At 49.2% G+C, this 26,204-nt stretch carries 29 protein-coding genes and 1 other annotated feature; of the genes, 14 read left to right on the top strand and 15 right to left on the bottom strand.

Annotated elements, in window-relative coordinates; all coding sequences use genetic code 11:
- Positions 1-239 precede the first annotated feature (239 nt).
- The 4 genes from H9644_RS05755 (at position 240) to wzzB (ending at position 5,429) form a co-directional block, all read left to right on the top strand.
- On the top strand, positions 240-1,343 hold the full coding sequence (locus H9644_RS05755; protein ID WP_064529428.1) for a glycosyltransferase family 4 protein: 1,104 nt from the start codon (positions 240-242) through the stop codon (positions 1,341-1,343).
- A 141-nt stretch (positions 1,344-1,484) separates the two neighbouring features.
- Positions 1,485-2,891, top strand: a complete 1,407-nt coding sequence (gene gndA / locus H9644_RS05750) for an NADP-dependent phosphogluconate dehydrogenase (RefSeq protein ID WP_064529427.1) — start codon at positions 1,485-1,487, stop codon at positions 2,889-2,891.
- 245 nt (positions 2,892-3,136) lie between these two features.
- On the top strand, positions 3,137-4,303 hold the full coding sequence (gene ugd / locus H9644_RS05745; protein ID WP_064529426.1) for a UDP-glucose 6-dehydrogenase: 1,167 nt from the start codon (positions 3,137-3,139) through the stop codon (positions 4,301-4,303).
- Between the two features lie 145 nt (positions 4,304-4,448).
- Positions 4,449-5,429: an LPS O-antigen chain length determinant protein WzzB gene (gene wzzB, locus H9644_RS05740; protein ID WP_064529468.1), complete on the top strand. Its 981-nt coding sequence runs from the start codon at positions 4,449-4,451 to the stop codon at positions 5,427-5,429.
- A gap of 97 nt (positions 5,430-5,526) precedes the next feature.
- On the opposite strand, the gene hisIE is transcribed toward wzzB, so the two are convergent.
- From hisIE to hisL, 9 genes are all read right to left on the bottom strand, one after another.
- The gene (hisIE, locus tag H9644_RS05735; protein WP_064529425.1) at positions 5,527-6,138 is read right to left on the bottom strand and encodes a bifunctional phosphoribosyl-AMP cyclohydrolase/phosphoribosyl-ATP diphosphatase HisIE; all 612 of its coding nucleotides are present in this window, start codon (positions 6,136-6,138) and stop codon (positions 5,527-5,529) included.
- On the bottom strand, positions 6,132-6,908 hold the full coding sequence (gene hisF / locus H9644_RS05730) for an imidazole glycerol phosphate synthase subunit HisF (protein ID WP_064529424.1): 777 nt from the start codon (positions 6,906-6,908) through the stop codon (positions 6,132-6,134). The genes hisIE and hisF overlap by 7 nt, the downstream gene beginning before the upstream one ends.
- Positions 6,890-7,627: a 1-(5-phosphoribosyl)-5-[(5-phosphoribosylamino)methylideneamino]imidazole-4-carboxamide isomerase gene (gene hisA, locus H9644_RS05725; protein ID WP_191773669.1), complete on the bottom strand. Its 738-nt coding sequence runs from the start codon at positions 7,625-7,627 to the stop codon at positions 6,890-6,892. Before hisA ends, hisF begins: the two co-directional genes overlap by 19 nt.
- Positions 7,627-8,217 (bottom strand): imidazole glycerol phosphate synthase subunit HisH, encoded by a 591-nt coding sequence (gene hisH, locus H9644_RS05720; protein WP_064529422.1) that lies wholly within the window; start codon positions 8,215-8,217, stop codon positions 7,627-7,629. The genes hisA and hisH overlap by 1 nt, the downstream gene beginning before the upstream one ends.
- Positions 8,217-9,284, bottom strand: a complete 1,068-nt coding sequence (gene hisB, locus H9644_RS05715) for a bifunctional histidinol-phosphatase/imidazoleglycerol-phosphate dehydratase HisB (protein ID WP_191773667.1) — start codon at positions 9,282-9,284, stop codon at positions 8,217-8,219. Before hisB ends, hisH begins: the two co-directional genes overlap by 1 nt.
- Positions 9,284-10,354 carry a histidinol-phosphate transaminase gene (gene hisC, locus H9644_RS05710; protein WP_191773665.1) on the bottom strand — a complete coding sequence of 357 codons (1,071 nt, stop codon included), beginning with the start codon at positions 10,352-10,354 and terminating at the stop codon, positions 9,284-9,286. Before hisC ends, hisB begins: the two co-directional genes overlap by 1 nt.
- Entirely contained in the window at positions 10,351-11,655 is a 1,305-nt protein-coding gene (hisD, locus tag H9644_RS05705) for a histidinol dehydrogenase (RefSeq protein WP_191773663.1), read from the bottom strand. The genes hisC and hisD overlap by 4 nt, the downstream gene beginning before the upstream one ends.
- Before the next feature lie 5 nt (positions 11,656-11,660).
- Positions 11,661-12,560: an ATP phosphoribosyltransferase gene (gene hisG, locus H9644_RS05700; protein ID WP_000131782.1), complete on the bottom strand. Its 900-nt coding sequence runs from the start codon at positions 12,558-12,560 to the stop codon at positions 11,661-11,663.
- Between the two features lie 46 nt (positions 12,561-12,606).
- Positions 12,607-12,730 (bottom strand) — a sequence feature (His leader region).
- Positions 12,706-12,756, bottom strand: a complete 51-nt coding sequence (gene hisL / locus H9644_RS05695; RefSeq protein WP_001364200.1) for a his operon leader peptide — start codon at positions 12,754-12,756, stop codon at positions 12,706-12,708. Its footprint overlaps the feature before it by 25 nt.
- Before the next feature lie 281 nt (positions 12,757-13,037).
- Here hisL and yefM point away from each other — a divergent pair, with 281 nt between their 5' ends.
- From yefM to plaP, 6 genes are all read left to right on the top strand, one after another.
- Positions 13,038-13,289: a YoeB-YefM toxin-antitoxin system antitoxin YefM gene (gene yefM / locus H9644_RS05690; protein ID WP_001259255.1), complete on the top strand. Its 252-nt coding sequence runs from the start codon at positions 13,038-13,040 to the stop codon at positions 13,287-13,289.
- Entirely contained in the window at positions 13,286-13,540 is a 255-nt protein-coding gene (gene yoeB, locus H9644_RS05685; RefSeq protein WP_000767829.1) for a type II toxin-antitoxin system mRNA interferase toxin YoeB, read from the top strand. The genes yefM and yoeB overlap by 4 nt, the downstream gene beginning before the upstream one ends.
- 82 nt (positions 13,541-13,622) lie before the next feature.
- The gene (locus H9644_RS05680; protein ID WP_191773660.1) at positions 13,623-14,447 is read left to right on the top strand and encodes an SDR family oxidoreductase; all 825 of its coding nucleotides are present in this window, start codon (positions 13,623-13,625) and stop codon (positions 14,445-14,447) included.
- A gap of 45 nt (positions 14,448-14,492) precedes the next feature.
- Complete coding sequence (locus H9644_RS05675; protein ID WP_191773657.1) at positions 14,493-15,422, top strand: LysR substrate-binding domain-containing protein; 930 nt, start codon at positions 14,493-14,495, stop codon at positions 15,420-15,422.
- Positions 15,423-15,636: 214 nt separating this feature from the next.
- On the top strand, positions 15,637-15,699 hold the full coding sequence (yoeI, locus tag H9644_RS05670; protein WP_010723108.1) for a membrane protein YoeI: 63 nt from the start codon (positions 15,637-15,639) through the stop codon (positions 15,697-15,699).
- Positions 15,689-17,047 carry a putrescine/proton symporter PlaP gene (plaP, locus tag H9644_RS05665; RefSeq protein ID WP_000019197.1) on the top strand — a complete coding sequence of 453 codons (1,359 nt, stop codon included), beginning with the start codon at positions 15,689-15,691 and terminating at the stop codon, positions 17,045-17,047. Before yoeI ends, plaP begins: the two co-directional genes overlap by 11 nt.
- A gap of 73 nt (positions 17,048-17,120) precedes the next feature.
- On the opposite strand, the gene sbcB is transcribed toward plaP, so the two are convergent.
- On the bottom strand, positions 17,121-18,545 hold the full coding sequence (sbcB, locus tag H9644_RS05660; protein WP_191773655.1) for an exodeoxyribonuclease I: 1,425 nt from the start codon (positions 18,543-18,545) through the stop codon (positions 17,121-17,123).
- Positions 18,546-18,756: 211 nt separating this feature from the next.
- On the opposite strand from sbcB, the gene dacD reads away from it, so the two are divergent.
- The 4 genes from dacD (at position 18,757) to H9644_RS05640 (ending at position 22,277) form a co-directional block, all read left to right on the top strand.
- Entirely contained in the window at positions 18,757-19,923 is a 1,167-nt protein-coding gene (gene dacD / locus H9644_RS05655) for a serine-type D-Ala-D-Ala carboxypeptidase DacD (RefSeq protein WP_191773653.1), read from the top strand.
- A gap of 118 nt (positions 19,924-20,041) precedes the next feature.
- A complete protein-coding gene (gene sbmC / locus H9644_RS05650) occupies positions 20,042-20,515 on the top strand; it encodes a DNA gyrase inhibitor SbmC (RefSeq protein WP_130216383.1) in 474 nt (157 codons plus the stop codon).
- Positions 20,516-20,717: 202 nt separating this feature from the next.
- A complete protein-coding gene (locus H9644_RS05645) occupies positions 20,718-21,776 on the top strand; it encodes an FUSC family protein (RefSeq protein WP_064529412.1) in 1,059 nt (352 codons plus the stop codon).
- Between the two features lie 171 nt (positions 21,777-21,947).
- On the top strand, positions 21,948-22,277 hold the full coding sequence (locus H9644_RS05640) for a DUF496 family protein (RefSeq protein WP_064529411.1): 330 nt from the start codon (positions 21,948-21,950) through the stop codon (positions 22,275-22,277).
- Between the two features lie 109 nt (positions 22,278-22,386).
- Here H9644_RS05640 and H9644_RS05635 read toward each other — a convergent pair whose 3' ends face one another.
- The 5 genes from H9644_RS05635 to H9644_RS05615 are packed head-to-tail and all read right to left on the bottom strand — an operon-like array spanning position 22,387 to position 26,194.
- Positions 22,387-22,830 (bottom strand): EutP/PduV family microcompartment system protein, encoded by a 444-nt coding sequence (locus tag H9644_RS05635; RefSeq protein ID WP_064529410.1) that lies wholly within the window; start codon positions 22,828-22,830, stop codon positions 22,387-22,389.
- 4 nt (positions 22,831-22,834) lie between these two features.
- Positions 22,835-23,185 (bottom strand): propanediol utilization microcompartment protein PduU, encoded by a 351-nt coding sequence (gene pduU, locus H9644_RS05630; protein WP_064529409.1) that lies wholly within the window; start codon positions 23,183-23,185, stop codon positions 22,835-22,837.
- Positions 23,185-23,739, bottom strand: coding sequence for a propanediol utilization microcompartment protein PduT (gene pduT / locus H9644_RS05625; RefSeq protein ID WP_191773650.1), 555 nt, complete (start codon positions 23,737-23,739; stop codon positions 23,185-23,187). Before pduT ends, pduU begins: the two co-directional genes overlap by 1 nt.
- A gap of 2 nt (positions 23,740-23,741) precedes the next feature.
- Positions 23,742-25,085 carry a 4Fe-4S dicluster domain-containing protein gene (locus H9644_RS05620; protein ID WP_191773648.1) on the bottom strand — a complete coding sequence of 448 codons (1,344 nt, stop codon included), beginning with the start codon at positions 25,083-25,085 and terminating at the stop codon, positions 23,742-23,744.
- Positions 25,082-26,194 carry a 1-propanol dehydrogenase PduQ gene (locus H9644_RS05615; protein ID WP_064529406.1) on the bottom strand — a complete coding sequence of 371 codons (1,113 nt, stop codon included), beginning with the start codon at positions 26,192-26,194 and terminating at the stop codon, positions 25,082-25,084. The genes H9644_RS05620 and H9644_RS05615 overlap by 4 nt, the downstream gene beginning before the upstream one ends.
- Positions 26,195-26,204: the final 10 nt, after the last annotated feature.

The following is a 26,204-nucleotide window of genomic DNA, read 5'->3' as shown; positions in this document are numbered from 1 at the left end:
GATGCGAAAAGCAGCCATGGACAGAGACTACCTCGCGTCAGTCCTTGCGGGGGGCGGGCTTTCGTAATCTTGCCCTGGTTTAGAGCGTTTTTTATTAGTGCACATTTAAATAATTTTATAAACAATGATAATTTATTAATTATAATATTAAAGTGTTTTATATTTTAATTGCCAATTTTTTATAGCAATGCTCCATAATAATTCTGAATGGTGTTTTTTCGTAAACGGTAAACTATTATATGACAGCTAGTACAACTAAAGTTTTGCACTTACAATTACTCCCACTCTTAAGTGGTGTTCAAAGGGTAACATTAAACGAAATTAGTGCTTTATATACTGACTATGATTATACACTAGTTTGCTCAAAAAATGGTCCGCTAACCAATGCATTGCTGGAATATGATGTCGATTGTCATTGTATCCCCGAACTTACGAGAGAAATTACCGTAAAGAATGATTTTAAAGCATTGTTCAAGCTTTATAAGTTTATAAAAAAAGAAAAATTTGACATTGTGCATACGCATTCTTCAAAAACAGGCGTTTTGGGGCGAGTTGCAGCCAAATTAGCTCGTGTTGGAAAGGTGATCCACACTGTACATGGGTTTTCTTTTCCAGCAGCATCTAGTAAAAAAAGTTATTACCTTTATTTTTTCATGGAATGGATAGCAAAGTTTTTTACGGATAAGTTAATTGTCTTGAATAAAGATGATGAATATATAGCAATAAACAAATTAAAATTCAAACGGGATAAAGTCTTTTTAATTCCTAATGGAGTAGACACTGATAAGTTTTCGCCTTTAGAAAATAAAACTTATAGTAGCGCCTTGAATTTAGTAATGGTTGGTAGATTATCAAAGCAAAAAGATCCTGAGACATTATTGCTTGCTGTTGAAAAACTATTGAATGAAAATGTTAATGTTAAGCTGACACTTGTAGGAGATGGTGAATTAAAAGAACAGTTAGAAAGCAGGTTCAAACGGCAAGATGGGCGTATAATTTTTCATGGATGGTCAGATAATATTGTTAATGTTTTGAAAGTTAATGATCTGTTTATATTGCCTTCTCTTTGGGAGGGCATGCCATTAGCAATTTTAGAGGCATTGAGCTGTGGACTACCATGTATAGTCACCAATATTCCAGGCAATAATAGCTTAATAGAAGATGGCTATAATGGTTGTTTGTTTGAAATTAGAGATTATCAGTTGTTATCTCAAAAAATTATGTCATATGTTGGTAAGCCAGAACTGATTGCACAGCAATCCACCAATGCACGATCATTTATTCTGAAAAATTATGGATTAGTTAAAAGAAATAATAAGGTCAGACAGCTATATGATAATTAGTGAGACCGAAAAGTTAAAAAAGAACAGATTCTTCAAAGTAATAAATAAAATTACAGTTTTTTTATTGCAATGATTCACGTAACATCTGCATTACATTCAAGCCGCACACCCCGCGGTGACCACCCCTGACAGGAGTAAACAATGTCAAAGCAACAGATCGGCGTCGTCGGTATGGCAGTGATGGGACGCAACCTTGCGCTCAACATCGAAAGCCGTGGTTATACCGTCTCCATTTTCAACCGTTCCCGTGAAAAGACGGAAGAAGTGATTGCCGAAAATCCAGGCAAGAAACTGGTTCCTTACTATACGGTGAAAGAGTTCGTTGAATCTCTTGAAACGCCTCGTCGCATCCTGTTAATGGTGAAAGCAGGTGCAGGCACGGATGCTGCTATTGATTCCCTTAAACCATATCTCGATAAAGGTGATATCATCATTGATGGTGGTAATACCTTCTTCCAGGACACCATTCGTCGTAACCGCGAGCTTTCTGCAGAAGGCTTTAACTTCATCGGTACGGGTGTTTCCGGTGGTGAAGAGGGCGCGCTGAAAGGGCCTTCCATCATGCCTGGTGGGCAGAAAGAAGCCTACGAACTGGTTGCGCCTATCCTGACCAAAATCGCCGCCGTGGCTGAAGATGGTGAACCGTGCGTTACCTATATTGGTGCTGATGGCGCAGGTCACTATGTGAAGATGGTTCACAACGGTATTGAATACGGTGATATGCAACTGATTGCTGAAGCCTATTCTCTGCTGAAAGGTGGTCTAAATCTCTCTAACGAAGAACTGGCACAGACCTTTACCGAGTGGAATAACGGTGAACTTAGCAGCTATCTGATTGACATCACTAAAGACATCTTCACCAAAAAAGATGAAGACGGTAACTACCTGGTTGATGTGATCCTGGATGAAGCAGCGAACAAAGGTACGGGTAAATGGACCAGCCAGAGCGCTCTGGATCTCGGTGAGCCTTTGTCGCTGATCACCGAATCAGTGTTCGCACGTTACATCTCTTCTCTCAAAGATCAGCGTGTAGCTGCATCTAAAGTACTGTCAGGTCCTCAAGCGCTGCCAGCAGGGGACAAAGCAGAGTTCATCGAGAAAGTTCGCCGTGCGCTGTATCTGGGTAAGATTGTTTCTTACGCTCAGGGCTTCTCTCAACTGCGTGCCGCGTCAGAAGAGTACAACTGGGATCTGAACTATGGTGAAATCGCGAAGATCTTCCGTGCCGGTTGTATTATTCGTGCTCAGTTCCTGCAGAAAATCACGGATGCTTACGCCGAAAATCCGAAGATTGCTAACCTGCTGTTAGCTCCGTACTTTAAGAAAATTGCCGACGATTACCAGCAAGCTCTGCGTGATGTTGTTGCTTATGCTGTGCAGAACGGTATTCCCGTACCTACCTTCTCTGCAGCGGTTGCTTATTACGATAGCTACCGTGCCGCAGTACTGCCTGCGAACCTGATCCAGGCACAGCGTGACTATTTCGGTGCGCATACCTATAAGCGCATTGATAAAGATGGCGTATTCCATACCGAATGGTTGGATTAATCTGATTTAATTATCAATGCACTAAGGCCCGGCATTTATCGCCGGGCTTTTTTTTGCCATCAATCTTATTGATTTAATTTCATTGCTTAATACTAACTTAATAAATAGCAGCTATTCTTATAAAGAAAATCTGAAATGTTTTTCGTTTCGTTGACCAAGGTTCATCGTGGCGTTAAAACTTTTAACTCTTATCAGGGTGCTAAAAACATCATGATTCATAGTTAAGTTAATTCTGAGAGCATGAAATGAAAATCACCATTTCCGGAACCGGTTATGTTGGCCTGTCTAATGGGCTCTTAATCGCACAAAATCATAACGTTGCAGCATTAGATATTTTACCAACTCGTGTTGCAATGCTGAATGATCGGATATCTCCTATTGTTGATAAAGAAATTCAGCAATTTTTGCAATCAGACAAAATACGTTTTAATGCGACGTTAGATAAAAAAGAAGCCTACCGGAATGCTGATTATGTAATCATCGCAACCCCGACCGACTATGATCCTAAAACCAATTATTTCAATACATCTAGCGTAGAGTCTGTAATTAAAGATGTTACAGAAATAAACCCTTATGCAGTGATGATTATTAAGTCCACGGTTCCGGTAGGTTTTACGGCCGCGATGCAAAAAAAGTTCAAGACTGAAAACATCATCTTCTCCCCTGAATTCCTCCGAGAAGGCAAAGCCCTTTACGATAACCTTCATCCTTCCCGTATTGTGATAGGCGAACGTTCTGAACGTGCACAGCGTTTTGCCGCGTTATTACAGGAAGGGGCGATTAAGAAAAATATCCCTACTCTGTTTACTGATTCAACAGAAGCAGAGGCCATTAAACTTTTTGCCAATACTTACCTTGCCATGCGCGTGGCGTACTTTAACGAGCTGGACAGTTATGCAGAAAGCCTGGGGTTGAACACCCGTCAAATCATTGAAGGTGTTTGTCTTGATCCGCGTATCGGCAACCATTACAACAATCCATCATTTGGTTACGGTGGTTACTGTTTACCGAAAGATACCAAGCAGCTTCTGGCAAATTATCAGTCTGTGCCAAACAACATCATTTCTGCCATCGTTGATGCTAACCGTACCCGCAAAGACTTTATAGCCGATGCTATCTTGTCGCGTAAACCAAAAGTCGTCGGGATATATCGCCTGATTATGAAGAGCGGTTCAGATAACTTCCGTGCGTCTTCCATTCAGGGGATCATGAAGCGTATCAAAGCTAAGGGGGTAGAAGTGATTATCTATGAACCGGTAATGAAGGAAGAAATGTTTTTCAATTCACGACTGGAACGTGATCTCGCCACCTTCAAACAACAAGCCGATGTCATTATTTCCAACCGTATGGCAGAAGAGCTTAAGGATGTGACAGACAAGGTTTATACTCGCGATCTCTTTGGCAGCGACTAACCTTCTGTAATCAGGGCTATTTTCGCCCTGATTGTCTTTTGTAATTCGTATAACAATTCATTGTTTTTATCATTTATCCTATAGCATTCATGCAGATTATCGCTAAACTATGGCGACCTGAAATTTTCCGTCTGTTAGGGTAATGATGAAAGTTGAAAATAATAATATTTCTGGGCATAACAATGACCCGGAGCAGATTGATTTAATTGATTTACTGATGCAACTGTGGCGTGGGAAGATGACAATCTTCATCACTGTCATTGTGGCTATCGCGCTGGCTATCGGATATCTGGCGGTAGCGAAAGAGAAATGGACGTCGACAGCCATTATTACTCAGCCAGATGTGGGGCAAATTGCTGGTTATAACAATGCCATGAATGTTATCTATGGTCAGGCTGCACCGAAAGTGTCGGATTTACAGGAGGCGTTAATTGGTCGCTTCAGTTCTGCCTTCTCTGCATTAGCCGAAACGCTGGATAATCAGGAAGAACCAGAAAAACTGACCATTGAGCCTTCTGTTAAAAACCAGCCGTTACCGCTAGCTGTTTCTTATGTCGGGCAAACTGCGGCGGGCGCACAGAAGAAGCTGGCTGAATATATTCAACAGGTTGATGACCAGGTGAATAAAGAGCTGGAAAAGGACCTGAAAGATAATATTGCTTTGGGTATGAAAAACCTGAAAGACTCTTTGAAAACGCAGGAAGTGGTGGCGCAGGAGCAAAAAGATCTGCGTATCCGCCAGATTCAGGAAGCGTTGCAATATGCAAATCAGGCGCAGTTGGCAAAGCCGCAGATCCAGCAGACTGGTGAAGATATCACGCAAGACACATTGTTTCTGTTAGGTAGCGATGCACTGGAGTCGATGATCAAGCATGAATCAACTCGTCCTCTGGTTTTCTCGCCTGGCTACTATCAGACTCGTCAAAACCTGCTGGATATCGAAAGTCTGAAGGTTGATGATCTTGATATAAATGCCTACCGTTACGTCATGAAACCTACACTGCCAGTACGTCGCGATAGTCCGAAAAAGGGCATCACTCTGGTTCTGGCTGTGCTGCTGGGCGGTATGGTCGGCGCGGGGATTGTGCTTGGGCGTAACGCGCTGCGTAATTACAACGCGAAGTAATCTTTTTAGCTTTAAAGAAAACGGGCAGGGTGGTGACACCGTGCCCGTTTTTTGTTGCCGGATGCGACAACAGTGTCGCATCCGGTCAGCCTGCAACTCACTGATGCCGTTTACGCAGGTTCTCAATCACCGTCGTTAAATCCAGATCCTGATCCTGCAGCAATACCAGCAGGTGATACATCAAGTCAGACGCCTCGTTGGTCAGCTCAAAGCGGTCATGTACTGTCGCGGCCAGTGCGGTTTCCACGCCTTCTTCACCCACTTTCTGCGCAATGCGTTTGGTGCCGCTGGCATACAGTTTGGCGGTGTAAGAGGTTTCTGGGTCGGCAGATTTGCGTTCGGCGAGCAGTTGTTCCAGTTGATACAGGAACAACCACTGGTGAGCGGTGTCGCCGAAGCAGCTACTGGTGCCTTTATGGCAGGTCGGGCCGATGGGATTCGCCAGCACTAATAACGTGTCGTTGTCGCAGTCCGACGCAATGCTCACTACGTTGAGGAAATTGCCCGATGTTTCACCTTTGGTCCACAGTCTTTGTTTAGTACGTGAGAAGAAGGTGACTTTGCCGCTTTCGATGGTTTTGTCTAAGGCTTCCGGATTCATATAGCCCAGCATTAACACTTCGCCGGATACCGCGTGTTGCACAATCACCGGCATCAGCCCGTCGGTTTTTTCCCAGTCCAGTTCGCGGCGTTGTTGTTCTGTTAACATATCCTGATCTCCACGCCCTGTGTTGCCAGGTACGCTTTTAATTCACCAATATTGATTATTTGTTTGTGAAAGACGGAAGCTGCCAGCGCCCCGTCAACGTCGGCATCACGGAAGGCTTCAAGGAAGTGTTCCATGGTACCTGCGCCACCAGAGGCAATTAACGGCACGTGGCAGACGTCACGCACTTTTTTCAGTTGTTCGAGGTCGTAACCGTTACGCACACCGTCCTGATTCATCATGTTGAGGACGATTTCTCCAGCGCCGCGTTTTTGTACTTCCTCTACCCAGTCGAGTGTTTCCCATTGAGTGACGCGGGTGCGGCTTTCATCGCCGGTATATTGATTAACGTGATACTTGCCGGTTCCGGCGTCGAACCAGGTATCAATGCCGACCACAATACACTGCACACCAAAGCGGTCCGCCAGACGAGTAATTAATGTCGGGTCTGCCAGCGCAGGGGAGTTGATGGAGATTTTATCCGCGCCAAAGGAAAGAATTTTGGCTGCGTCATCCAGCGATTTAATCCCGCCCGCCACGCAGAACGGAATGTCGATCACTTCCGCCACGCGAGATACCCAGCTTTTATCTACCACGCGACCATCGCTGGAAGCGGTGATATCGTAGAATACCAGTTCGTCTGCGCCTTCTTCGGCGTAGCGTTTTGCCAGCGGCACGATATCGCCAATGATTTCATGGTTGCGAAACTGTATGCCTTTCACCACCTGACCATCACGAACGTCGAGACACGGAATTATGCGTTTTGCCAGCATGCGATAGCCTCCTTCACGGTGAATTTACCTTCCAGCAATGCACGACCAACAATTACGCCGCGCACGCCACTACCACGCAGGGCAGCGACATCATCAATGTCGCCAATGCCGCCGGAGGACTGAAATGCCACTTGCGGATATCTGGCGCACACCTCTTCATATAAAGAGACATTAGAGCCTGCCAGCGTGCCGTCGCGCGAAATATCGGTACACAGCACATGTTTCAGGCCGACAGGCAGATAGGCTTCCACCAGTTGTTCCAGCGAAACGCCCGAGTTCTCTTGCCAGCCGCTGACTGCCACCTGCTTGTTGCCTTGCTCGTCAATGCGCACATCCAGTGCCAGTACTAAGGCATCGGCCCCGAAGCGTTCAAACCAGCCTTTCACTACGTCGGGTGATTTCACTGCGGTGGAGCCAATCACCACGCGTGCAACGCCTGCTTCCAGTAACGCCGCCACGTCTTCTTCGCTACGCACACCGCCGCCAACCTGCACCGGGACGTTAACGCCCGCGACCAGGGTTTTAATCAGTGGAATTTGCCGTTTAGCTGGATCTTTTGCCCCGGTCAGATCCACCAGGTGCAGCACTTCGGCACCTTGTGCGGCGTAATCCTGTAAGCGCGGCAGCGGGTCGTTACCGTAATCGCGCTGTTTACCGTAATCGCCCTGATGGAGACGCACCACGGTGCCGTCGATTAAATCTAATGCCGGAATAATCATCACATCTCCAGGAAATTTTTCAGCAACTTAGCGCCAGCAGCGCCAGAGCGTTCCGGGTGGAACTGTACGCCGTAGAAGTTATCTTTTTGCACTGCAGCGGTGAACGGCTCGCCGTAGTTGCACTGAGCGATAGTCCACGGATTGATCGGCATCGCGTAGCTATGCACAAAGTAAAAATACGCGCCGTCTTCAATCCCCTGAAACAGGCGATTGCCAGCCTGCGGGTAAACGCGGTTCCAGCCCATATGCGGTAGCGGCAGACCGAAGTCGGTCATTTTCGGCACATCTTCGTCGATGATGCCCAGCAAATCGATGCCGTTGCTCTCTTCGCTGCGTCGCCCCAGCAGTTGCATCCCCAGGCAGATGCCCAGCACCGGTTGGGTACAGGCTTTGATGAGATCAAACAGTTCGCGCTCACGCACCTGATCCATCGCCGCTTGAGCGGTGCCGACGCCAGGTAAGAAAAGTTTATCGGCCAGCAACACCACGTCCGGGTCACGGCTGACTTTTGGTTCATAACCGTGACGCGCAATGGCAGACTTCACCGAGTTCAAATTGGCGCAGCCGGTATCAAGGATCACCACGTTCATTACAGCACTCCTTTCGACGAGGGCAGGGTGTCGCCTTCCACGCGGATGGCCTGGCGCAGAGTGCGACCAAAGGCTTTGAACAGGCTCTCTACACGGTGGTGATCGTTTTTACCTTTGGTTTTCAGGTGCAGCGTCACGCCCATGGTGTAAGAGAGCGAACGGAAGAAGTGTTCGATCATTTCGGTGCTAAGATCGCCCACGCGCTGGTAGGTAAACTCGGCTTTATATTCCAGGTGCGGGCGACCAGAGATATCCAGCGCGCAGCGGGCAAGGCATTCGTCCATCGGCAGCACAAAACCAAAGCGGCAAATACCGCGTTTGTCGCCGAGGGCAATTTTTAACGCTTCGCCCAGCGCCAGCCCGGTATCTTCGACGGTGTGGTGATCGTCGATATACAGATCGCCTTTAACGCTGATTTCCATGCGGAAACCGCCGTGTGTGGCTATCTGATCCAGCATGTGGTCAAAGAAGCCAACGCCGGTGTTAATCTTGCTGCCGCCTTCGCGATCCAGCCATACCTGAACGTCAATCTGTGTCTCTTTAGTGTTGCGCACTACGTGAGCGTAACGATCACGTCTGGTGAGTTGCTCGCCAATCATCGGCCAGTTCAGGGTTTCGCGGTCGTAGCGTAAACCATTAATACCCATGTTTTCCGCCAGTTGAATATCGGTCGCGCGATCGCCAATCACGTAACTATTGGCGCGGTCCATCGCCTGTTCAGCCAGGTAACTCTCCACCAGTTTTACTTTCGGCTTACGGCAGTCGCATTCATCGGAAGGCATGTGCGGGCAAATCAGCACTTCATCAAACTGCACGCCTTGCGAGGTGAAGATCTGCATCATCAGATTGTGCGGGCCATCGAAATCCGCCTGTGGGAAACTTTGCGTTCCCAGACCATCCTGATTGGTGATCATTACCAGCTTATAGCCCGCTTTTTGCAGCTTCAGCAGCTCCGGGATCACGCCTGGTTCAAAGGCGAGTTTGTCAAAACGGTCCACCTGAAAATCACTCGGCGGCTCGCTAATCAGGGTTCCATCGCGATCGATAAAAAGATACTTCTGACTCATCAAACTTGCTCCGCACGTAAGGCGTCAATGACGCGCTGGCTTTCTTCACGGGTTCCGACGGTAATTCGCAGGCAGCCGCTTAAAGAGGGTTGTTTATTTTGATCTCGTAAGATAATGCCCTGATCCCACAAAGATTTAAACACTGCGCTGGAAGCTTTAAAGCGCGCCAGAATGTAGTTGGTTTCGGAGTCGAAAACCTGCTCCACGCAGGGAGTTTCTTTCAGTGCGGTAATCAGGTACTCGCGTTCTGCGATGATTTGCTCCACTCGTTCGCGCATGGCGAGAATTCCCTGCGGACTTAACGCCTGAGCTGCAATGTCGGCAACCGGCGTGGACAGCGGGTAGGGGGCGATCACTTTCATCAGTAGGTTGATGACTTCTTCGTTTGCCAGCGTAAACCCGCAACGAAGACCCGCCAGAGCGAAGGCTTTCGAAAGAGTACGCAAAATAGCCAGGTGCGGATATTCCGCCAGCCAGCCCGCCAGCGATGCCTGCGGACAAAATTCAATATAGGCTTCATCGGCAACTACAATCGCCTTACCGCGCGTTAACTCCAGCAGCGTGCGAAAATCCTGCGGATTGATCAGTTGCCCGGTCGGGTTGTTGGGGCTGCAAACATAGACCACTTTTACGCCATCCAGCTTGTCGGAAATGCCCTGCAAGTCCAGTTGCCAGTTTTCCAGCGTCGGCACTGTTCGGCACTCAACGCCAATGGTTTCGGCGCTGACGCTGTACATGCCGTACGTTGGCGGGCAATAGAGAATCGCGTCTTTGCCCGGTTCGCAAAAAGCGCGAATCAGCAGTTCAATACCTTCGTCCGCACCACGGCTGACCAGAACCTGCTCCGGCTTCACGCCCGCATACTGCGCGTAATTTTCAATTACCGCTTTCGGCTGGCATTCCGGGTAGCGGTTGAGCGTTTGCTGAGTAAGCTGAAACTCGACGGCTGTGGGATATTCGTTGGCGTTCAGCCAGACGTCGCCGTTACCGCCCAGACGACGCGCCGACTGATACGGCGTCAGGTTGCGGACGTTTTCACGCGCTAAATCGGTAATAGTCACGGTGCTCATGCTTGCTCCTTCAGGGCGTTAACACGCAAGGTAACGGCATTTTTGTGGGCGGTCAGGCGCTCGGTGGCGGCCAGTGTTTCAATGGTCGAAGCCAGCGCGGAGAAACCCTCTTTCGACAGTTCCTGTACGGTCATGCGCTTCTGGAAATCCGCCAGCCCGAGGCTGGAACAGGTGGCGGTGTAACCGTAAGTCGGCAGCACGTGGTTAGTCCCGGAGGCGTAATCACCCGCCGATTCCGGTGACCAGTCACCAAGAAATACCGAACCGGCGCTGGTGATGCTATCGACCAGATCGCGGGCGTTGCGGGTCTGAATGATCAGGTGCTCCGGGCCGTACTGGTTGGAGATTGCCACGCATTGCGCTAAATCGTTGGTCACGATCAGGCGGCTGGCGCTCAGTGCCTGACGTGCGGTTTCGGCACGCGGCAGTTCTGCCAGCTGGCGTTCGACGGCTTCTGCAACGCGACGCGCCATATCGGCGTCAGGCGTCAGTAAGATCACCTGTGAATCCGGGCCGTGTTCTGCCTGGGAGAGTAAATCAGAGGCGACAAAATCCGGCGTAGCGCCGCTATCAGCAATCACCAGCACTTCCGATGGACCCGCAGGCATATCGATCGCTGCGCCGTCCAGACGCTGGCTAACCTGACGTTTTGCTTCGGTGACAAAGGCGTTACCTGGCCCGAAGATTTTGTCCACTTTCGGCACAGATTCAGTACCAAACGCCAGCGCAGCAATGGCCTGTGCGCCACCGACATTAAACACGTCCTGCACGCCGCACAGTTGCGCCGCGTAGAGGATCTCATCGGCAATCGGCGGCGGCGAGCACAACACCACTTTATTACAGCCCGCAATACGCGCTGGCGTCGCCAGCATTAATACCGTTGAGAAGAGCGGGGCAGATCCGCCAGGAATATACAAACCTACCGAAGCCACTGGTCGCGTTATCTGCTGACAACGTACGCCAGGCTGAGTTTCGACATCTACTGTCGGCAGTTTTTGCGCAGTGTGGAAGGTTTCAATATTCTTTACTGCGACCGCCATCGCCTGTTTTAGCTCGTCGCTCAGGCGTTCGCAGGCTTCGGCAATTTCTTCAGCTGACACTTTAATCGCGGTAACTGTGGTTTTATCAAACTTCTCGCTGTATTCCCGCAGGGCGTCATCGCCACGTGCTTTAACATTATTGAGAATGTCGTTAACAGTGCGGGTAATGCTTTCAGATGCGGAGATCGCCGGACGCGTTAACAGCTGGCATTGTTGCTCTGCAGTACAGCTATTCCAGTCAATGATTGTGTTAAAGCTCATGGCGATCACTCCATCATCTTCTCAATCGGCAGGACCAGAATCGAACTGGCACCCAGCGCTTTCAGTTTTTCCATGGTTTCCCAGAACAGAGTTTCGCTACTGACCATGTGCATGGCGACGCGCTGTTGGTCACCCGCCAGCGGCAGAATGGTTGGGCGTTCGGCACCTGGCAGCAGGGCGATAACTTCATCGAGGCGCTCGGTTGGTGCGTGCATCATGATGTATTTTGATTCGCGCGCCTGGATAACGCCCTGAATACGGGTCAGCAGTTTGTCGATCAGTTGCTGTTTGGATTCTTCCATTTCACCATCGCGCTGGATCAGGCAGGCTTTCGAGCGGTAGATAACCTCCACTTCGCGCAGGCCGTTGGCTTCCAGCGTGGCGCCAGTGGAAACCAGATCGCAAATCGCATCTGCCAGTCCGGCGCGCGGGGCCACTTCAACAGAACCGTTCAGTAAGCAGGATTTAAAAGAGATACCTTTCTGGTCGAGATAACGCTTGAGCAGGTGAGGATAAGAGGTGGCGATACGTTTACCGTTTAAGGAGAGCGGGCCGTCCCAGGCTTCATCAACCGGCGTTGCTAGCGAAAGGCGGCAGCCGCCGAAATCCAGACGACGCAGGGTAAAGTAGCGCGGATCTTCACCCTGGGCGCGGCGGTTAAGCAGCTCTTCTTCCAGCACGTTTTCGCCAATAATCCCGAGGTCAACCACGCCGTCCATCACCAGACCGGGAATGTCGTCGTCACGGACCCGCAGAATATCAATCGGCATGTTTTCTGCCATCGCGATCAGGCGCTGTGTGTGAAGATTAATTTTAATGCCACAGCGCGCCAGTAATTCGCGTGAGTCATCACTTAAACGTCCGGATTTCTGCATAGCTATGCGTAAACGAGTGTTGTCTGTCATTTTCTTCTTCCTCTTTTAACCTGTCTGAACCGTTATCAACCGCGCAATAAAAAAGCCCCCGGAAGGTGATCTTCCGGGGGCTTTCTCATGCGTTCATGCACCACTGGAAGATCTGAAAGTCTTCCAGCACACATCGCCTGAAAGACTAGTCAGGGTGATGGTGATGATGGTGGTGTTTAAATTGAACGCGTGTCATAAAATTCTCTGTGAATGTTTATTCAACTGATGTCTCTTAACCTAAACCACTTTAACGTTAGAAAGCAAGGGCTTTTTTATATATTTTGTGGCGATGGATTTGTTTAATGAATGAGCAGGGAAGGGAGGGGCTAAGAGGGCTGTCCTCTAACCTGACGGCACCAAAAATAGCAAAGTCTGATTTTTCGTCTCGCTGACAATGTCTTGATCTACAAACTAATTAATAAATAGTTAATTAACGCCCATCATTGTACAATGAACTGTACAAAAGAGGAGATTGACATGCGTACAATTAGCTACAGCGAAGCGCGTCAGAATTTGTCGGCAACAATGATGAAAGCCGTTGAAGATCATGCCCCGATCCTTATTACTCGTCAGAATGGAGAGGCTTGTGTTCTGATGTCACTCGAAGAATACAACTCGCTGGAAGAGACGGCTTATCTACTGCGTTCCCCCGCTAACGCCCGGAGATTGATGGACTCAATCGATAGCCTGAAATCAGGCAAAGGAACGGAAAAGGACATTATTGAGTGAAACTAATCTGGTCTGAGGAATCATGGGATGATTATCTGTACTGGCAGGAAACAGATAAGCGAATTGTTAAAAAGATCAATGAACTTATCAAAGATACCCGCAGAACACCATTTGAAGGTAAGGGGAAGCCTGAACCCCTGAAACATAATTTGTCAGGCTTCTGGTCCCGACGCATTACAGAGGAACACCGTCTGGTATACGCGGTTACTGATGATTCACTGCTCATTGCAGCATGTCGTTATCATTATTGAAGAGATTCATTCATAGAATGAATTGTCAGTTTTGATACGCTAGCGTAGCCTTATAGATCTAAGGTGTATCAGGAGAAAACGGATGAAAAAGGTCGCAATTGTCGGGTTAGGGTGGTTAGGCATGCCGCTGGCGATGTCACTTGCAGCGCGAGGCTGGCAAGTCACCGGGAGTAAAACTACACAAGATGGCGTAGAAGCGGCCCAAATGAGTGGGATTGATAGCTATCTGCTTCGCATGGAGCCCGAATTAGTTTGCGATTCTGACGATCTGGATGCCCTGATGGATGCTGACGCGCTGGTGGTTACGCTTCCGGCACGTCGTAGCGGCCCTGGCGATGAGTTCTATTTACAAGCTGTGCAGGAGTTGGTAGACAGTGCGCTGGCTCACCATATTCCCCGCATTATTTTTACCAGCTCAACGTCTGTCTACGGCGACGCACAAGGCACTGTGAAAGAAACCACCCCGCGTAATCCGCTGACCCATAGTGGACGAGTGTTAAAAGAGCTGGAAGACTGGCTGCACAATTTACCTGGTACTTCGGTTGATATTTTGCGTCTTGCTGGTCTGGTCGGACCTGGGCGTCATCCTGGACGCTTCTTTGCCGGAAAAACCGCACCGGACGGTGAACATGGTGTGAATTTAGTCCATTTAGAAGATGTTATTGGCGCTATCACTCTGTTGTTACAGGCACCTAAAGGCGGACACATCTATAATATATGTGCGCCAGCTCACCCTGCGCGCAATGTTTTCTATCCGCAGATGGCCCGTTTACTGGGGCTGGAGCCTCCGCAGTTCAGAAACAGTCTGGACAGCGGCAAAGGTAAAATTGTTGATGGGAGTCGGATCTGTAATGAACTGGGATTTGAATACCAGTATCCCGATCCGCTGGTAATGCCGCTGGAGTAAACCATCACGCCAGCAGGACGCCGCATACACTGCAAGGGGGCGTGTATGAAACCACTGCTGGATGTGTTGATGATCCTCGATGCCTTAGAAAAGGAAGGCAGTTTTGCGGCGGCGTCGGCCAAACTTTACAAGACGCCGTCCGCTCTGAGTTATACCGTTCATAAGCTGGAAAGCGACCTTAATATTCAATTACTCGATCGTAGCGGACACCGCGCTAAATTTACCCGCACCGGAAAAATGCTATTAGAGAAAGGGCGGGAAATACTCCACACTGTTCATGAACTGGAAAAACAAGCGATCAAACTCCATGAAGGCTGGGAAAACGAACTGGTGATTGGTGTTGATGATACCTTTCCCTTTTCACTGCTTGCGCCACTCATTGAAGCTTTTTATCAACATCACAACGTCACGCGTCTGAAGTTTATCAATGGCGTCCTGGGCGGTTCCTGGGAGGCCCTGACCCAGGGCAGGGCAGATATTATTGTTGGTGCTATGCATGAACCGCCATCTTCCAGCGAATATGGTTTCTCTCGGTTGGGCTGTCTGGAACAAGTTTTCGCGATTGCACCTCATCATCCGCTAGCTCTGGAAGAGGAACCGCTAAATCGCCGTATCATTAAACGCTATCGGGCGATTATCGTGGGTGATACTGCGCAGGCAGGCGCTTCTACGGCATCACAACTTCTCGACGAACAAGAGGCCATTACCGTATTTGATTTTAAAACCAAACTGGAATTGCAAATCAGTGGCCTTGGGTGCGGTTATTTACCGCGCTATCTGGCGCAACGCTTTCTCGATAGTGGCGCGTTAATTGAGAAGAAAGTGGTTGCGCAATCCCTCTTTGAACCCGTATGGATTGGATGGAATGAACAAACCGCAGGACTTGCCAGCGCGTGGTGGCGTGATGAGATTTTAGCAAATAGTGCTATTGCTGGTGTTTATGCAAAATCTGAAGACGGAAAATCAGCCATTTAAATAAAAAATTATATGACAAGCTTCTCATTCTCTTGTCATTTACCCCCCATTTAGGCACAATGCGCCGCTGTCAAAAAATGACTAAAAACCGACGTTTAATCTGCGTCGGTTATTTTTTGCTTCAAACCAATCATTCATACCAAGAGGCCGGGCTTCGTACCGGATAGATATTTACTAAAAATCGACAGTTGTTGTCGCTGAGGAATCCAAAAAAATGGGGCAATTTTTTGCTTACGCGACGGTTATCACCGTAAAGGAGAATGACCATGTCGCATAACGTTACTCCAAACACCTCTCGCGTGGAATTGCGTAAAACGCTTACGTTAGTTCCGGTTGTAATGATGGGTCTTGCCTATATGCAGCCGATGACGCTGTTTGATACATTTGGTATCGTTTCAGGCCTCACGGATGGTCATGTGCCTACAGCCTATGCGTTCGCGTTAATCGCGATCCTGTTTACGGCTCTGAGCTACGGGAAGCTGGTTCGCCGCTATCCTTCTGCTGGCTCTGCATACACTTACGCCCAGAAATCCATTAGCCCGACCGTCGGCTTTATGGTGGGTTGGTCTTCTCTGCTCGACTATTTGTTCGCGCCGATGATCAACATTCTGCTGGCAAAAATTTATTTTGAAGCTCTGGTGCCTTCCATTCCATCGTGGATGTTTGTGGTGGCGCTGGTGGCCTTTATGACTGCCTTTAACCTGCGTAGTCTGAAATCCGTAGCGAACTTCAACACCGTAATTGTGGTGTTGCAGGTTGTGCTGATCGCGGTAATTCTGGGCATGGTCGTTTACGGCGTATTTGAAGGTGAAGGCGCTGGTACGCTGGCAAGCACCCGTCCGTTCTGGTCTGGTGATGCACATGTCATCCCGATGATCACTGGTGCGACGATTCTGTGCTTCTCCTTTACCGGCTTTGACGGCATCAGCAACTTGTCGGAAGAAACCAAAGATGCAGAGCGCGTGATCCCGCGTGCGATTTTCCTGACCGCGCTGATTGGCGGCATGATTTTCATCTTTGCAACTTACTTCCTGCAGCTGTACTTCCCGGATATCTCTCGCTTTAAAGATCCGGATGCGTCACAGCCTGAAATCATGCTGTATGTTGCGGGTAAAGCGTTCCAGGTTGGCGCGCTGATCTTCTCCACCATTACCGTACTGGCGTCCGGTATGGCAGCGCACGCAGGCGTAGCGCGTCTGATGTACGTAATGGGTCGTGACGGCGTGTTCCCGAAGAGCTTCTTCGGTTATGTACACCCGAAATGGCGTACTCCGGCAATGAACATCATCCTGGTTGGCGCGATTGCTCTGCTGGCAATCAACTTCGACCTGGTAATGGCAACGGCGCTGATTAACTTTGGTGCGCTGGTGGCGTTCACCTTCGTTAACCTGTCGGTTATCTCGCAGTTCTGGATCCGTGAGAAGCGTAACAAGACGCTGAAAGATCACTTCCAGTATCTGTTCCTGCCGATGTGCGGTGCGCTGACTGTTGGTGCGCTGTGGGTTAACCTGGAAGAAAGCTCGATGGTTCTGGGGCTAATCTGGGCGGCTATCGGCCTGATCTACCTGGCTTGCGTGACTAAGAGCTTCCGCAACCCGGTTCCGCAGTACGAAGACGTTGCATAATCTTTAAAGCCGGATGACATAATCATCTGGTAAATCTCAAAAAGCCGGAGTTTATCGCTCCGGCTTTTTTGTTTCAGACGATCTCTTCCGCGTACTGCCAAAGCGCTTTTAACAGCGCTACTTTCTCTTTGTCATCGGCATATTGTTGTGCCAGCATCTGCAATTCATCAGCATAACCTTGCAAAAACTCTGGCGTGAAGACCTGACGGCGATGCTCCAGCCAGCGTTGCTGCTCGGCGTAATCCAGCGTTCCCGGAAAGTTACGCGCACGATAATTGAACAACAGTTTCTCAATACGTTTATCGACAAAGGTGATATCCAGTGCCGGTAAATTACGGGGCTCGGTTTCCAGCACAATTTTCATTGCTGCACGATCGGCGTCGCTGAAAAAGCCGTTATAAAGCTGGGCATCCACGTTATCTGAAGGCGTAAATGGTTCGGCTTCAGCGAATATCGCTACCACTTTTTCGCGCACTTGCGGGTTTTCACGCAGAATTTTCAGGTTATCGAGACAATGCTGACGATTAATTCCCAACCTGTCGGCATCTTCCGGGCGCAGCGTATTCGCCTGAGCCAGCACCGGGCATTTATTAATATGCACCAGCTTAACCGGAACGGCGGCGTTATCGTCCAGATCGGCTTTTGCGGTATACAGACGCTCGCGCAGCGTGTCGCTGTCCAGCTCCAGCAGTGGCGAAATGTCTCCCGCCAAATCCACCATAATCACGGCATTGCGATTTTCAGGATGCCACGCCAGTGGCGCTACCCAGCTGGTATTACCGCGCCATGCGCCAAACATACCGGAAACATGCACCAGCGGTTTCATCTGCGGCACATCTATTAACGCCGTCAGTTTGTGCTTATTACGATGGCTAAAGAGATAATCAAACAGGCGTGGCTGGCGCGTTTTCACCAGCTTCGCCATCGCGATCGTTGCGTACACATCGGCCATAGCATCGTGGGCGTTGCTATGCTCAATACCATTAGCTTTGGTTAAATGCTCAAGGCGAAAACTGGGCAAACCATCTTCATTTTCAGGCCAGTTGATCCCCTCCGGACGCAGGGCGTAGCAGGCACGCATCACGTCCAGCAGATCCCAGCGAGAGTTATCATGCTGCCAACTCCAGGCATAGGGATCGTAGAAATTACGATAAAAGATATTGCGCGTAACTTCGTCGTCAAAACGCACATTGTTGTAACCAAGAATACAGGTCTTCGGTACGGTAAAAAGCGAGTGAATACGGGCGGCAAAGGCAGCTTCGTTTTCCCCTTTCGCACGGGCTTCTTGCGGAGTGATGCCGGTAATTAACACCGCCCCTGGCTGTGGTAAATAATCATCCGCAGGCTTACAGTAAAAGACTTCAGGTTCGCCGATAATATTGAATTCGCTATCAGTGCGAATGGCGGCAAACTGCGCAGGGCGATCTAACGCGGGGTGCGTGCCAAAGGTTTCGTAATCATGAAACAAAAAGGTAGATTGTTGCTTACCGTCATTCATCGTTAGGTTAAATCCGTTATTTCTGTTGTATGCCAGAGTATCAAATATCACCGTGCTAATCAGCTTTAGAGCGATATTTTGGCAGAGAGTAACAGCAGATAATTTCAGATTAAAATGAGACAACAGTCACATTTTCTTGCACTTTATTCCAGCCAGTTCATCAGGATTTCCGTAAAAAGAACAGCTATTTGAAACTCCTGAGGATTTGCTGTTGAAACGCCGTCTTATTGTTGCTGCTTCTTTGTTCGTTTTTAATTTATCGTCTGCTTTTGCGGCGGAAAATATTCCCTTTTCACCCCAACCTCCGGAGATTCATGCTGGGTCATGGGTATTGATGGATTACACAACCGGACAGATCCTCACGGCGGGTAATGAGCACCAACAACGTAACCCGGCCAGCCTGACTAAGCTAATGACGGGCTATGTTGTCGATCGCGCTATCGATAGCCATCGCATTACGCCAGACGATATTGTCACCGTAGGGCGCGATGCGTGGGCGAAAGATAACCCGGTATTTGTCGGTTCTTCACTGATGTTTTTGAAAGAAGGCGATCGAGTATCGGTACGTGATTTAAGCCGTGGATTAATTGTGGATTCCGGCAATGACGCCTGTGTGGCGCTGGCTGATTATATTGCCGGCGGGCAACGGCAGTTCGTCACAATGATGAACAATTACGCTGAAAAGTTGCATTTACAGGATACCCATTTTGAAACGGTGCACGGTCTGGATGCGCCCGGGCAGCACAGTTCGGCCTACGATTTAGCCGTACTTTCTCGCGCCATCATTCACGGTGAACCTGAGTTTTATCATATGTACAGTGAGAAAAGCCTCACCTGGAATGGCATCACCCAGCAAAACCGAAACGGGCTATTGTGGGATAAAACTATGAATGTTGACGGCCTGAAAACGGGTCATACTTCCGGGGCCGGGTTTAATCTCATTGCGTCGGCTGTGGATGGTCAGCGTCGTCTCATTGCGGTGGTGATGGGGGCTGACAGCGCAAAAGGTCGCGAAGAAGAAGCAAGAAAATTACTGCGTTGGGGGCAACAGAACTTTACTACAGTGCAAATTTTGCACCGTGGGACAAAGGTTGGCACGGAACGAATCTGGTATGGCGATAAAGAAAACATCGCCCTGGGAACGGAACAAGAGTTCTGGATGGTGCTGCCAAAAGCGGAGATCCCTAATATCAAAGCAAAATATACCCTTGATGGTAAAGAACTCACTGCGCCAATTGCTGCTCACAAGCGGGTAGGGGAAATTGCGCTTTACGACCGGGATAAATTGGTTGCGCACTGGCCATTGGTTACCCTGGAATCTGTCGGTGAAGGCGGAATGTTTTCCAGGTTGAGCGATTATTTCCACCATAAATCCTGACCTTTATATACCGCAGACTGGCAGGAGTGCGAGTCTGCTCGCATAATCAACACTCATTCCTTGTGGTTTTAATATTGCAAAATACACTGTACAAAAAAACAGTGTATGTGGAGGCGTCATGAACTACGAGATTAAGCAGGAAGATAAACGTACCGTTGCAGGTTTCCATCTCGTTGGCCCGTGGGAACAAACGGTGAAGAAAGGTTTTGAGCAGTTGATGATGTGGGTAGACAACAAAAAAGTTGTACCTAAGGAATGGATCGCCGTCTATTACGATAACCCAGATGAAACACCCGCCGAAAAGTTACGTTGTGACACGGTGGTTTCCCTGGAGAACAACTTCACTCTACCGGAAAACAGTGAAGGCGTGATCCTGACGGAAATCTCCGGTGGGCAATATGCGGTTGCCGTTGCCCGCGTCGAAGGCGATGATTTTTCTACGCCATGGTATCAGTTTTTTAATACTCTCTTGCAAGACAGCGCTTATCAGATGTCCCCTAAGCCCTGTTTCGAAGTTTATCTTAATAACGGAGCGGAAGACGGCTATTGGGATATTGAAATGTATGTCGCAGTGCAGCCAAAAATGGGTTAATTCTGGTGCAACAACAAGGTGTTAACCTGATTGCTTCGCTGTTTTTCGTCATGTAAAAGGGTAAAATTGGCCTTCAGACTTCTGACAATTCCTTAGGGAATGTTCCTGATTACTGGTTGTAAGTCGGCTAGACACCTGGTTTAGTGTCTGGCCGCGGTAATCGTTCTGAGTTAACTTTATCCTTATTTAACGGAGTCCCAGCGTGCGAGCTGATAAGTGCCTTAGTCCATTTGAAATTCGTGTGTATCGTCATTACCGTATCGTTCATGGTACTCGCGTCGCGCTGGCATTCCTGCTGACTTTTCTCATTATTCGCCTGTTTACTATCCCGGAAAGCACCTGGCCACTGGTCACTATGGTGGTGATTATGGGGCCAATCTCGTTCTGGGGTAACGTCGTCCCTCGTGCATTCGAACGTATTGGCGGTACAGTGTTCGGCTCGATTTTAGGTCTTATAGCCCTGCAACTGGAGTTAATTTCGTTACCTCTGATGTTGGTCTGGTGCGCGGCGGCAATGTTCCTTTGCGGCTGGTTGGCGCTGGGCAAGAAACCTTATCAAGGCTTATTGATAGGTGTGACGCTGGCGATAGTTGTTGGTTCCCCAACAGGTGAAATTGATACGGCATTATGGCGAAGTGGCGATGTCATCCTCGGCTCTTTACTGGCAATGCTGTTTACCGGTATCTGGCCACAACGGGCGTTCATCCACTGGCGCATTCAACTGGCGAAAAGTCTGACCGAGTATAATCGGGTCTATCAATCTGCATTCTCACCGAACTTACTTGAACGCCCGCGTCTGGAAAGCCATCTGCAAAAACTCCTGACCGATGCCGTGAAAATGCGTGGGCTGATTGCACCCGCCAGCAAAGAAACCCGTATTCCAAAATCGATATATGAAGGTATCCAGACGATTAACCGTAATCTGGTTTGTATGCTGGAGCTGCAAATCAATGCTTACTGGGCCACCAGACCCAGTCATTTCGTGCTACTGAATGCACAAAAACTGCGCGACACACAACAAATGATGCAGCAAATAGTGCTGACTCTTGTTCATGCTCTGTACGAAGGCAATCCACAGCCGGTTTTTGCCAATACAGAAAAACTGAACGATGCTGTGGATGAGTTGCGCCAGTTGCTCGCTAATCATCATGATCTGAAAGTCGTTGAGACGCCGATTTATGGCTATGTGTGGCTAAACATGGAAACGGCGCATCAACTGGAGTTGCTGTCAAATCTGATTTGTCGGGCTTTGCGCAAATAAATTCCGACCTTCAGAATCAAATTGCTGCTGCTTCGATTCAGCAAGGATAAAGGGTATGATAGTGAATAGGGATAAAAGCATTGTCATCTGCGGCAGCTATGAGTAATGTTGGCCCTAACGAATAGCGGTTGCTTAAACGAATCCGACTCTCACATTATCAGGGGTATAAAAATGGAAACTACCAAGCCTTCATTCCAGGACGTGCTGGAATTTGTTCGTCTGTTCCGCCGTAAGAACAAGCTGCAACGTGAAATCCAGGACGTTGAGAAAAAGATCCGTGACAACCAGAAACGCGTCCTGCTGCTCGACAACCTGAGCGACTACATCAAACCGGGTATGAGCGTTGAAGCAATTCAGGGCATCATCGCCAGCATGAAAGGCGACTATGAAGATCGTGTTGATGACTACATCATCAAAAATGCTGAACTCTCCAAAGAACGCCGCGATATCTCCAAAAAGCTGAAAGCTATGGGCGAGATGAAAAACGGCGACGCGAAGTAAGTTCTACTTTATTCAATGAGGATTGCCGGGCAATCCTCATTGTTCATTGATTCTTTTCTCAGTGTCGTAAGTCATCATTCCCGTCTGATAACAGATTGAAATTTCTAACTTAACGACAGCCTTCTTCTGTATGCAGCAAGGCAAAAAGTTCTGCAACTCCGATGTTATTTACCGCACTGGTCACTAACACCTTTCGTGCTCCGGCTTCCCGTAGCCAGCATTTCACCAAAGATATCTGTTCTTCATTGGCTAAATCCACTTTGGTGACTATTCCAATGACCGGACGATTCATTGACGTGGTAAAGCCAGGTGAAAAGGGGGACCACGGTGCGTCCGCATTAAGCACCAGGGCGATAATGTCTGCTTCGCAGGCGCTGACCAGCAGCGCGCTGTAAAGACTGCGGTTTTCTAGGTATTCCCCGGGAGTGTCAATGGTGGCCGGTGACCAGACGATTGCCTGCGTTTTCTGATACTGAATGTCTTCCCCACGCAGGCATTGCGTGAGTGACGTTTTTCCGCACTGGCTTGGGCCGATGAACATCATTCGTTGCATCGTGTCAGGTCCGCGTAATGGGGCAGGCGGTAAAGCGCATCATTTCACCCAGTGTACGGGTAACCTGGCTAAGTGCATATTCGATAGCAGAAACATCGCCAGTCAGTACTACCGCGCCGGTAAAGCGATCAAGAAAACCAATCTCTACAGCGCCTGACTTTGTGGCGATATCGCACGCGATGATAGATGCTTCACTGGGGGTAATCGTCAGAATACCAATGGCAGAAACGGTGTCTGGTAAACCTAATTTCTTAAACAGATCCTTTCCTGGATTTGCAATAACATGTGCCAACGTAACCTGTTTACCGGGGACGTATTCCTGAATCATTCGTTCAGTAGTGTGCAGAGTTGTCATTATCCCTCCACCATCTGCCGCCACATGGCTTCATGCGGACGGGCAATCACCGAGCGATAGACCAACAAACCTTTTTCCCCCGCTCGCTCGCTGGCGACGGATACCGCGTTATTAACATCTGAAATATCGCCCGCAACCACCATGTAGCATTTACCGCCAATGCCGAAGGCCATATGTACCCGCACAAGTGTGACGTTCGCAGCTTTAACCGCATAATCGGCAGCATCAATGCAGGCTGCGACACTCCAGGTTTCGACGACACCGACAGCCCGGCGCTGTTCAACGTGGTTCAGACCGCTGATAGCAGGCAGGATGCTGGGATGAATATTGGGGAGGACCAGACTGTCGACCAGCATTTCACCTGCAAGGGAAGTGCCGCTGTTGATGGCTTGTTGCACCGCACCCACATCGCCCCCGAGCATCAACAAAAATTTACCGGGGCATAGCGTTTTGCTGACCAGTAATTCAACATTGGCGCTTTTCAGCATGGCATCGCCGGTTTCCATCCCTTTCGCGATACTACTAAGTTCTAAAATACCTACCGCTTTCGACATGGTTAACCTCTCACTATCGTAATCGCGTTTTCTGTCACATCGCCGATCGAGCCATCAATACTGGCATGAATAGGGGCACCTAATGCACCATGTGGAATTTGCCCCACGCATTGCCCACGAACGACGCAATCGCCTTTTTGTACACATGGAATTGCGCTGGCACCGATGTGCTGGCGTAACAATAGCGTCACTTTTTCGGGGTTTGGTACGTGTTCAGACAATGGTGCGTCCTGATACCACGAGGTTAATCCCAGTCGGGCCACCAGCCGCTTTACTGGAATCAGCCGATAATTTGCCATGACATCTTCAGGATTTAAGGCACCTTCATAGCGGAGATTTTTGGCGCGTAATTCCTGCTTAAGCAGGCGGTTTATGCGCATCGGTGAAATACCTACCGGGCAGGCGATGCTGGCACAGACGTTGCACTCCGAACAGGTGAGCGCAGTCAGTAACAGTTGCGGCGTAGCGAGCTGTTGGTAGTTAAGTGCCCGTACTAACAAATGTGGCGACAGTTCGTGACCAATTAAATGACGTGGGCAGAGATCGGTACATAAGCGGCATTGCTCACAAACGGTTTTCGCGACGGCAAGTACGCTAAGGTCATCCTGCATTCGACGTTGGATCAGTGAATGAGAATTGGGTAAAACCAGCAATCCGCCAGTGGTTTTACTGACTGGCGTATCGAGCGATGTGATCAAACTTCCCATCATCGGTCCGCCATTGATAAAACCAGGATTATCCACTGTTGCGCCGCCCGCCAGCGCCAGTACTTCGCGTAAAGACATCCCGATGGGAACGGTCACCGTTATTGGTTTAGCCACTGCACCATTAATGGTTAGTGTACGGCGCGTTACCGGATATTGTTGTTCAACGGCTCTGGCAATATTGAGCACGGTCTGGACGTTATTGACGACTACGCCGACGCTAACGGGTAACGCGGCTGGTGGAACGCGGCGACCTGTTGCCATCCAGATGGTCAGCACTTCGTCCCCTGCGGGGTAAACGTCGGGCAAAATATGCAGGCGGATATCCGGCGGTAGCAGTGGCGTGAGTGCGTTTATTGCCAGTTGATATTTCTCTTTCAGCGCGATGATTCCGCTACTGGCCCCGGTGGCTTTCATCGCATAGTGAACACCGCGAAGCAGGCGGCTGGCTTGCTGTGCCATTAACTGTTGATCCACTTTCAACATGGGTTCGCATTCCGCCGCATTCACCAGGAAAGTGTCAACACGCGCCTGCAGCTTGATATGCGTTGGAAAGCCTGCGCCACCAGCACCCACTACCCCTGCTGCCTGTACTCGCTCGCAGATCGTCTGGCCGTCGCAGGACGTTAACTCGACGTTCATAACAACTCCTCAAGCAGTTCCGTAATAGCATTGGCATCAGCTGCACGTGGGTTGGTACGCAATGTAGCGTCCGCCAGCGCCGCCTGAACCATATCCGCGATCCGCGATGGCCATTCTGCTTTTTTTTCTTTCAGAGCATTGGCGAGAGTTGGTATTGAACACGCTTTTTTGAGCTGTTCAATATGTTGAATGAGTGCATTCAGGCTTGCGGTGTCATTGGTATTTTCCGGGCATAAATGACACGTTTTAGCCAGCCGGGCGTAGCGTTTGGCGGCGCGAGGATCGCCAGCATTAAAACGAATAACTGACGTGAGGAGGAGCGCATTTGCCAGACCGTGGGGCAAATGAAACTGCCCGCCGAGTTGATGGGCAATTGCATGGTTTAACCCAAGCCCCGCCTGGCTAAAGGCCATTCCTGCAAGCGTCGAGGCATTATGCATTTTGCCACGGGTGGCAAGACAATCGCCTTTCTTCACGGCTGTAGGCAGGTAGTGAAAAACAATTTGCACAGCTTTTTCAGCCAACGCATCCGTGAAGTCGCTGGCACGGGGAGAAATATAAGCTTCAAGCGCATGAGTTAAAACATCCATTCCGGTATTGGCAGTTATCGCCGGTGGCACGCTCACGACCAGCGAGGGATCGAGGATCGCGATATCCGGATAAAGTGCGTTATCGAAAAGGGGATATTTAATTCCTTTCTCAGGATCGCTGATGACACAGGCGCTGGTCACTTCTGAACCGGTACCGCTGGTGGTGGGAATGGCGACGCAGGTTTCAATCTCAATGGCACACTGGCGACTAAACCAGACAATAGCTTTTGCGGCGTCCAGAGCAGAACCGCCGCCAAAACCGATAACCACATCCGGGCGTAAAGTTTGCATCTGAGAGATGCCTTTTACCACGGTCTGGATAGTTGGGTCGGGCGTTATTTCGCTAAAAATACTGAAGCGGTTGCTGTCGGGTAGCGCCTGGCGCAACGTATCAATCAATGGCGATCGTGCCAGAAAAGCGTCGCAAATAATCCAGATGTGCTTATTCGTGAAACGGCTAAGAACTTTGAGACTTCCCGGTCCGCTGTATAAACGCGTCTGCAGTGAAAAAGTATTCATTTCCGTTTCT

The sequence above is a fragment of the Escherichia whittamii genome, from assembly GCF_014836715.1.
Lineage (GTDB): Bacteria > Pseudomonadota > Gammaproteobacteria > Enterobacterales > Enterobacteriaceae > Escherichia > Escherichia whittamii.
This window is presented reverse-complemented; position numbering and strand designations above follow the sequence as displayed.

Bases quoted from the DNA above. Each gene is read 5' to 3' on its own strand.
- H9644_RS05755 (WP_064529428.1), top strand. From the start codon at position 240: ATGACAGCTAGTACAACTAAAGTTTTGCACTTACAATTACTCCCACTC.
- gndA (WP_064529427.1), top strand. From the start codon at position 1,485: ATGTCAAAGCAACAGATCGGCGTCGTCGGTATGGCAGTGATGGGACGC.
- ugd (WP_064529426.1), top strand. From the start codon at position 3,137: ATGAAAATCACCATTTCCGGAACCGGTTATGTTGGCCTGTCTAATGGG.
- wzzB (WP_064529468.1), top strand. From the start codon at position 4,449: ATGAAAGTTGAAAATAATAATATTTCTGGGCATAACAATGACCCGGAG.
- hisIE (WP_064529425.1), bottom strand. From the start codon at position 6,138: ATGTTAACAGAACAACAACGCCGCGAACTGGACTGGGAAAAAACCGAC.
- hisF (WP_064529424.1), bottom strand. From the start codon at position 6,908: ATGCTGGCAAAACGCATAATTCCGTGTCTCGACGTTCGTGATGGTCAG.
- hisA (WP_191773669.1), bottom strand. From the start codon at position 7,627: ATGATTATTCCGGCATTAGATTTAATCGACGGCACCGTGGTGCGTCTC.
- hisH (WP_064529422.1), bottom strand. From the start codon at position 8,217: ATGAACGTGGTGATCCTTGATACCGGCTGCGCCAATTTGAACTCGGTG.
- hisB (WP_191773667.1), bottom strand. From the start codon at position 9,284: ATGAGTCAGAAGTATCTTTTTATCGATCGCGATGGAACCCTGATTAGC.
- hisC (WP_191773665.1), bottom strand. From the start codon at position 10,354: ATGAGCACCGTGACTATTACCGATTTAGCGCGTGAAAACGTCCGCAAC.
- hisD (WP_191773663.1), bottom strand. From the start codon at position 11,655: ATGAGCTTTAACACAATCATTGACTGGAATAGCTGTACTGCAGAGCAA.
- hisG (WP_000131782.1), bottom strand. From the start codon at position 12,560: ATGACAGACAACACTCGTTTACGCATAGCTATGCAGAAATCCGGACGT.
- yefM (WP_001259255.1), top strand. From the start codon at position 13,038: ATGCGTACAATTAGCTACAGCGAAGCGCGTCAGAATTTGTCGGCAACA.
- H9644_RS05680 (WP_191773660.1), top strand. From the start codon at position 13,623: ATGAAAAAGGTCGCAATTGTCGGGTTAGGGTGGTTAGGCATGCCGCTG.
- H9644_RS05675 (WP_191773657.1), top strand. From the start codon at position 14,493: ATGAAACCACTGCTGGATGTGTTGATGATCCTCGATGCCTTAGAAAAG.
- plaP (WP_000019197.1), top strand. From the start codon at position 15,689: ATGTCGCATAACGTTACTCCAAACACCTCTCGCGTGGAATTGCGTAAA.
- sbcB (WP_191773655.1), bottom strand. From the start codon at position 18,545: ATGAATGACGGTAAGCAACAATCTACCTTTTTGTTTCATGATTACGAA.
- sbmC (WP_130216383.1), top strand. From the start codon at position 20,042: ATGAACTACGAGATTAAGCAGGAAGATAAACGTACCGTTGCAGGTTTC.
- H9644_RS05640 (WP_064529411.1), top strand. From the start codon at position 21,948: ATGGAAACTACCAAGCCTTCATTCCAGGACGTGCTGGAATTTGTTCGT.
- H9644_RS05635 (WP_064529410.1), bottom strand. From the start codon at position 22,830: ATGCAACGAATGATGTTCATCGGCCCAAGCCAGTGCGGAAAAACGTCA.
- pduU (WP_064529409.1), bottom strand. From the start codon at position 23,185: ATGACAACTCTGCACACTACTGAACGAATGATTCAGGAATACGTCCCC.
- pduT (WP_191773650.1), bottom strand. From the start codon at position 23,739: ATGTCGAAAGCGGTAGGTATTTTAGAACTTAGTAGTATCGCGAAAGGG.
- H9644_RS05620 (WP_191773648.1), bottom strand. From the start codon at position 25,085: ATGAACGTCGAGTTAACGTCCTGCGACGGCCAGACGATCTGCGAGCGA.
- H9644_RS05615 (WP_064529406.1), bottom strand. From the start codon at position 26,194: ATGAATACTTTTTCACTGCAGACGCGTTTATACAGCGGACCGGGAAGT.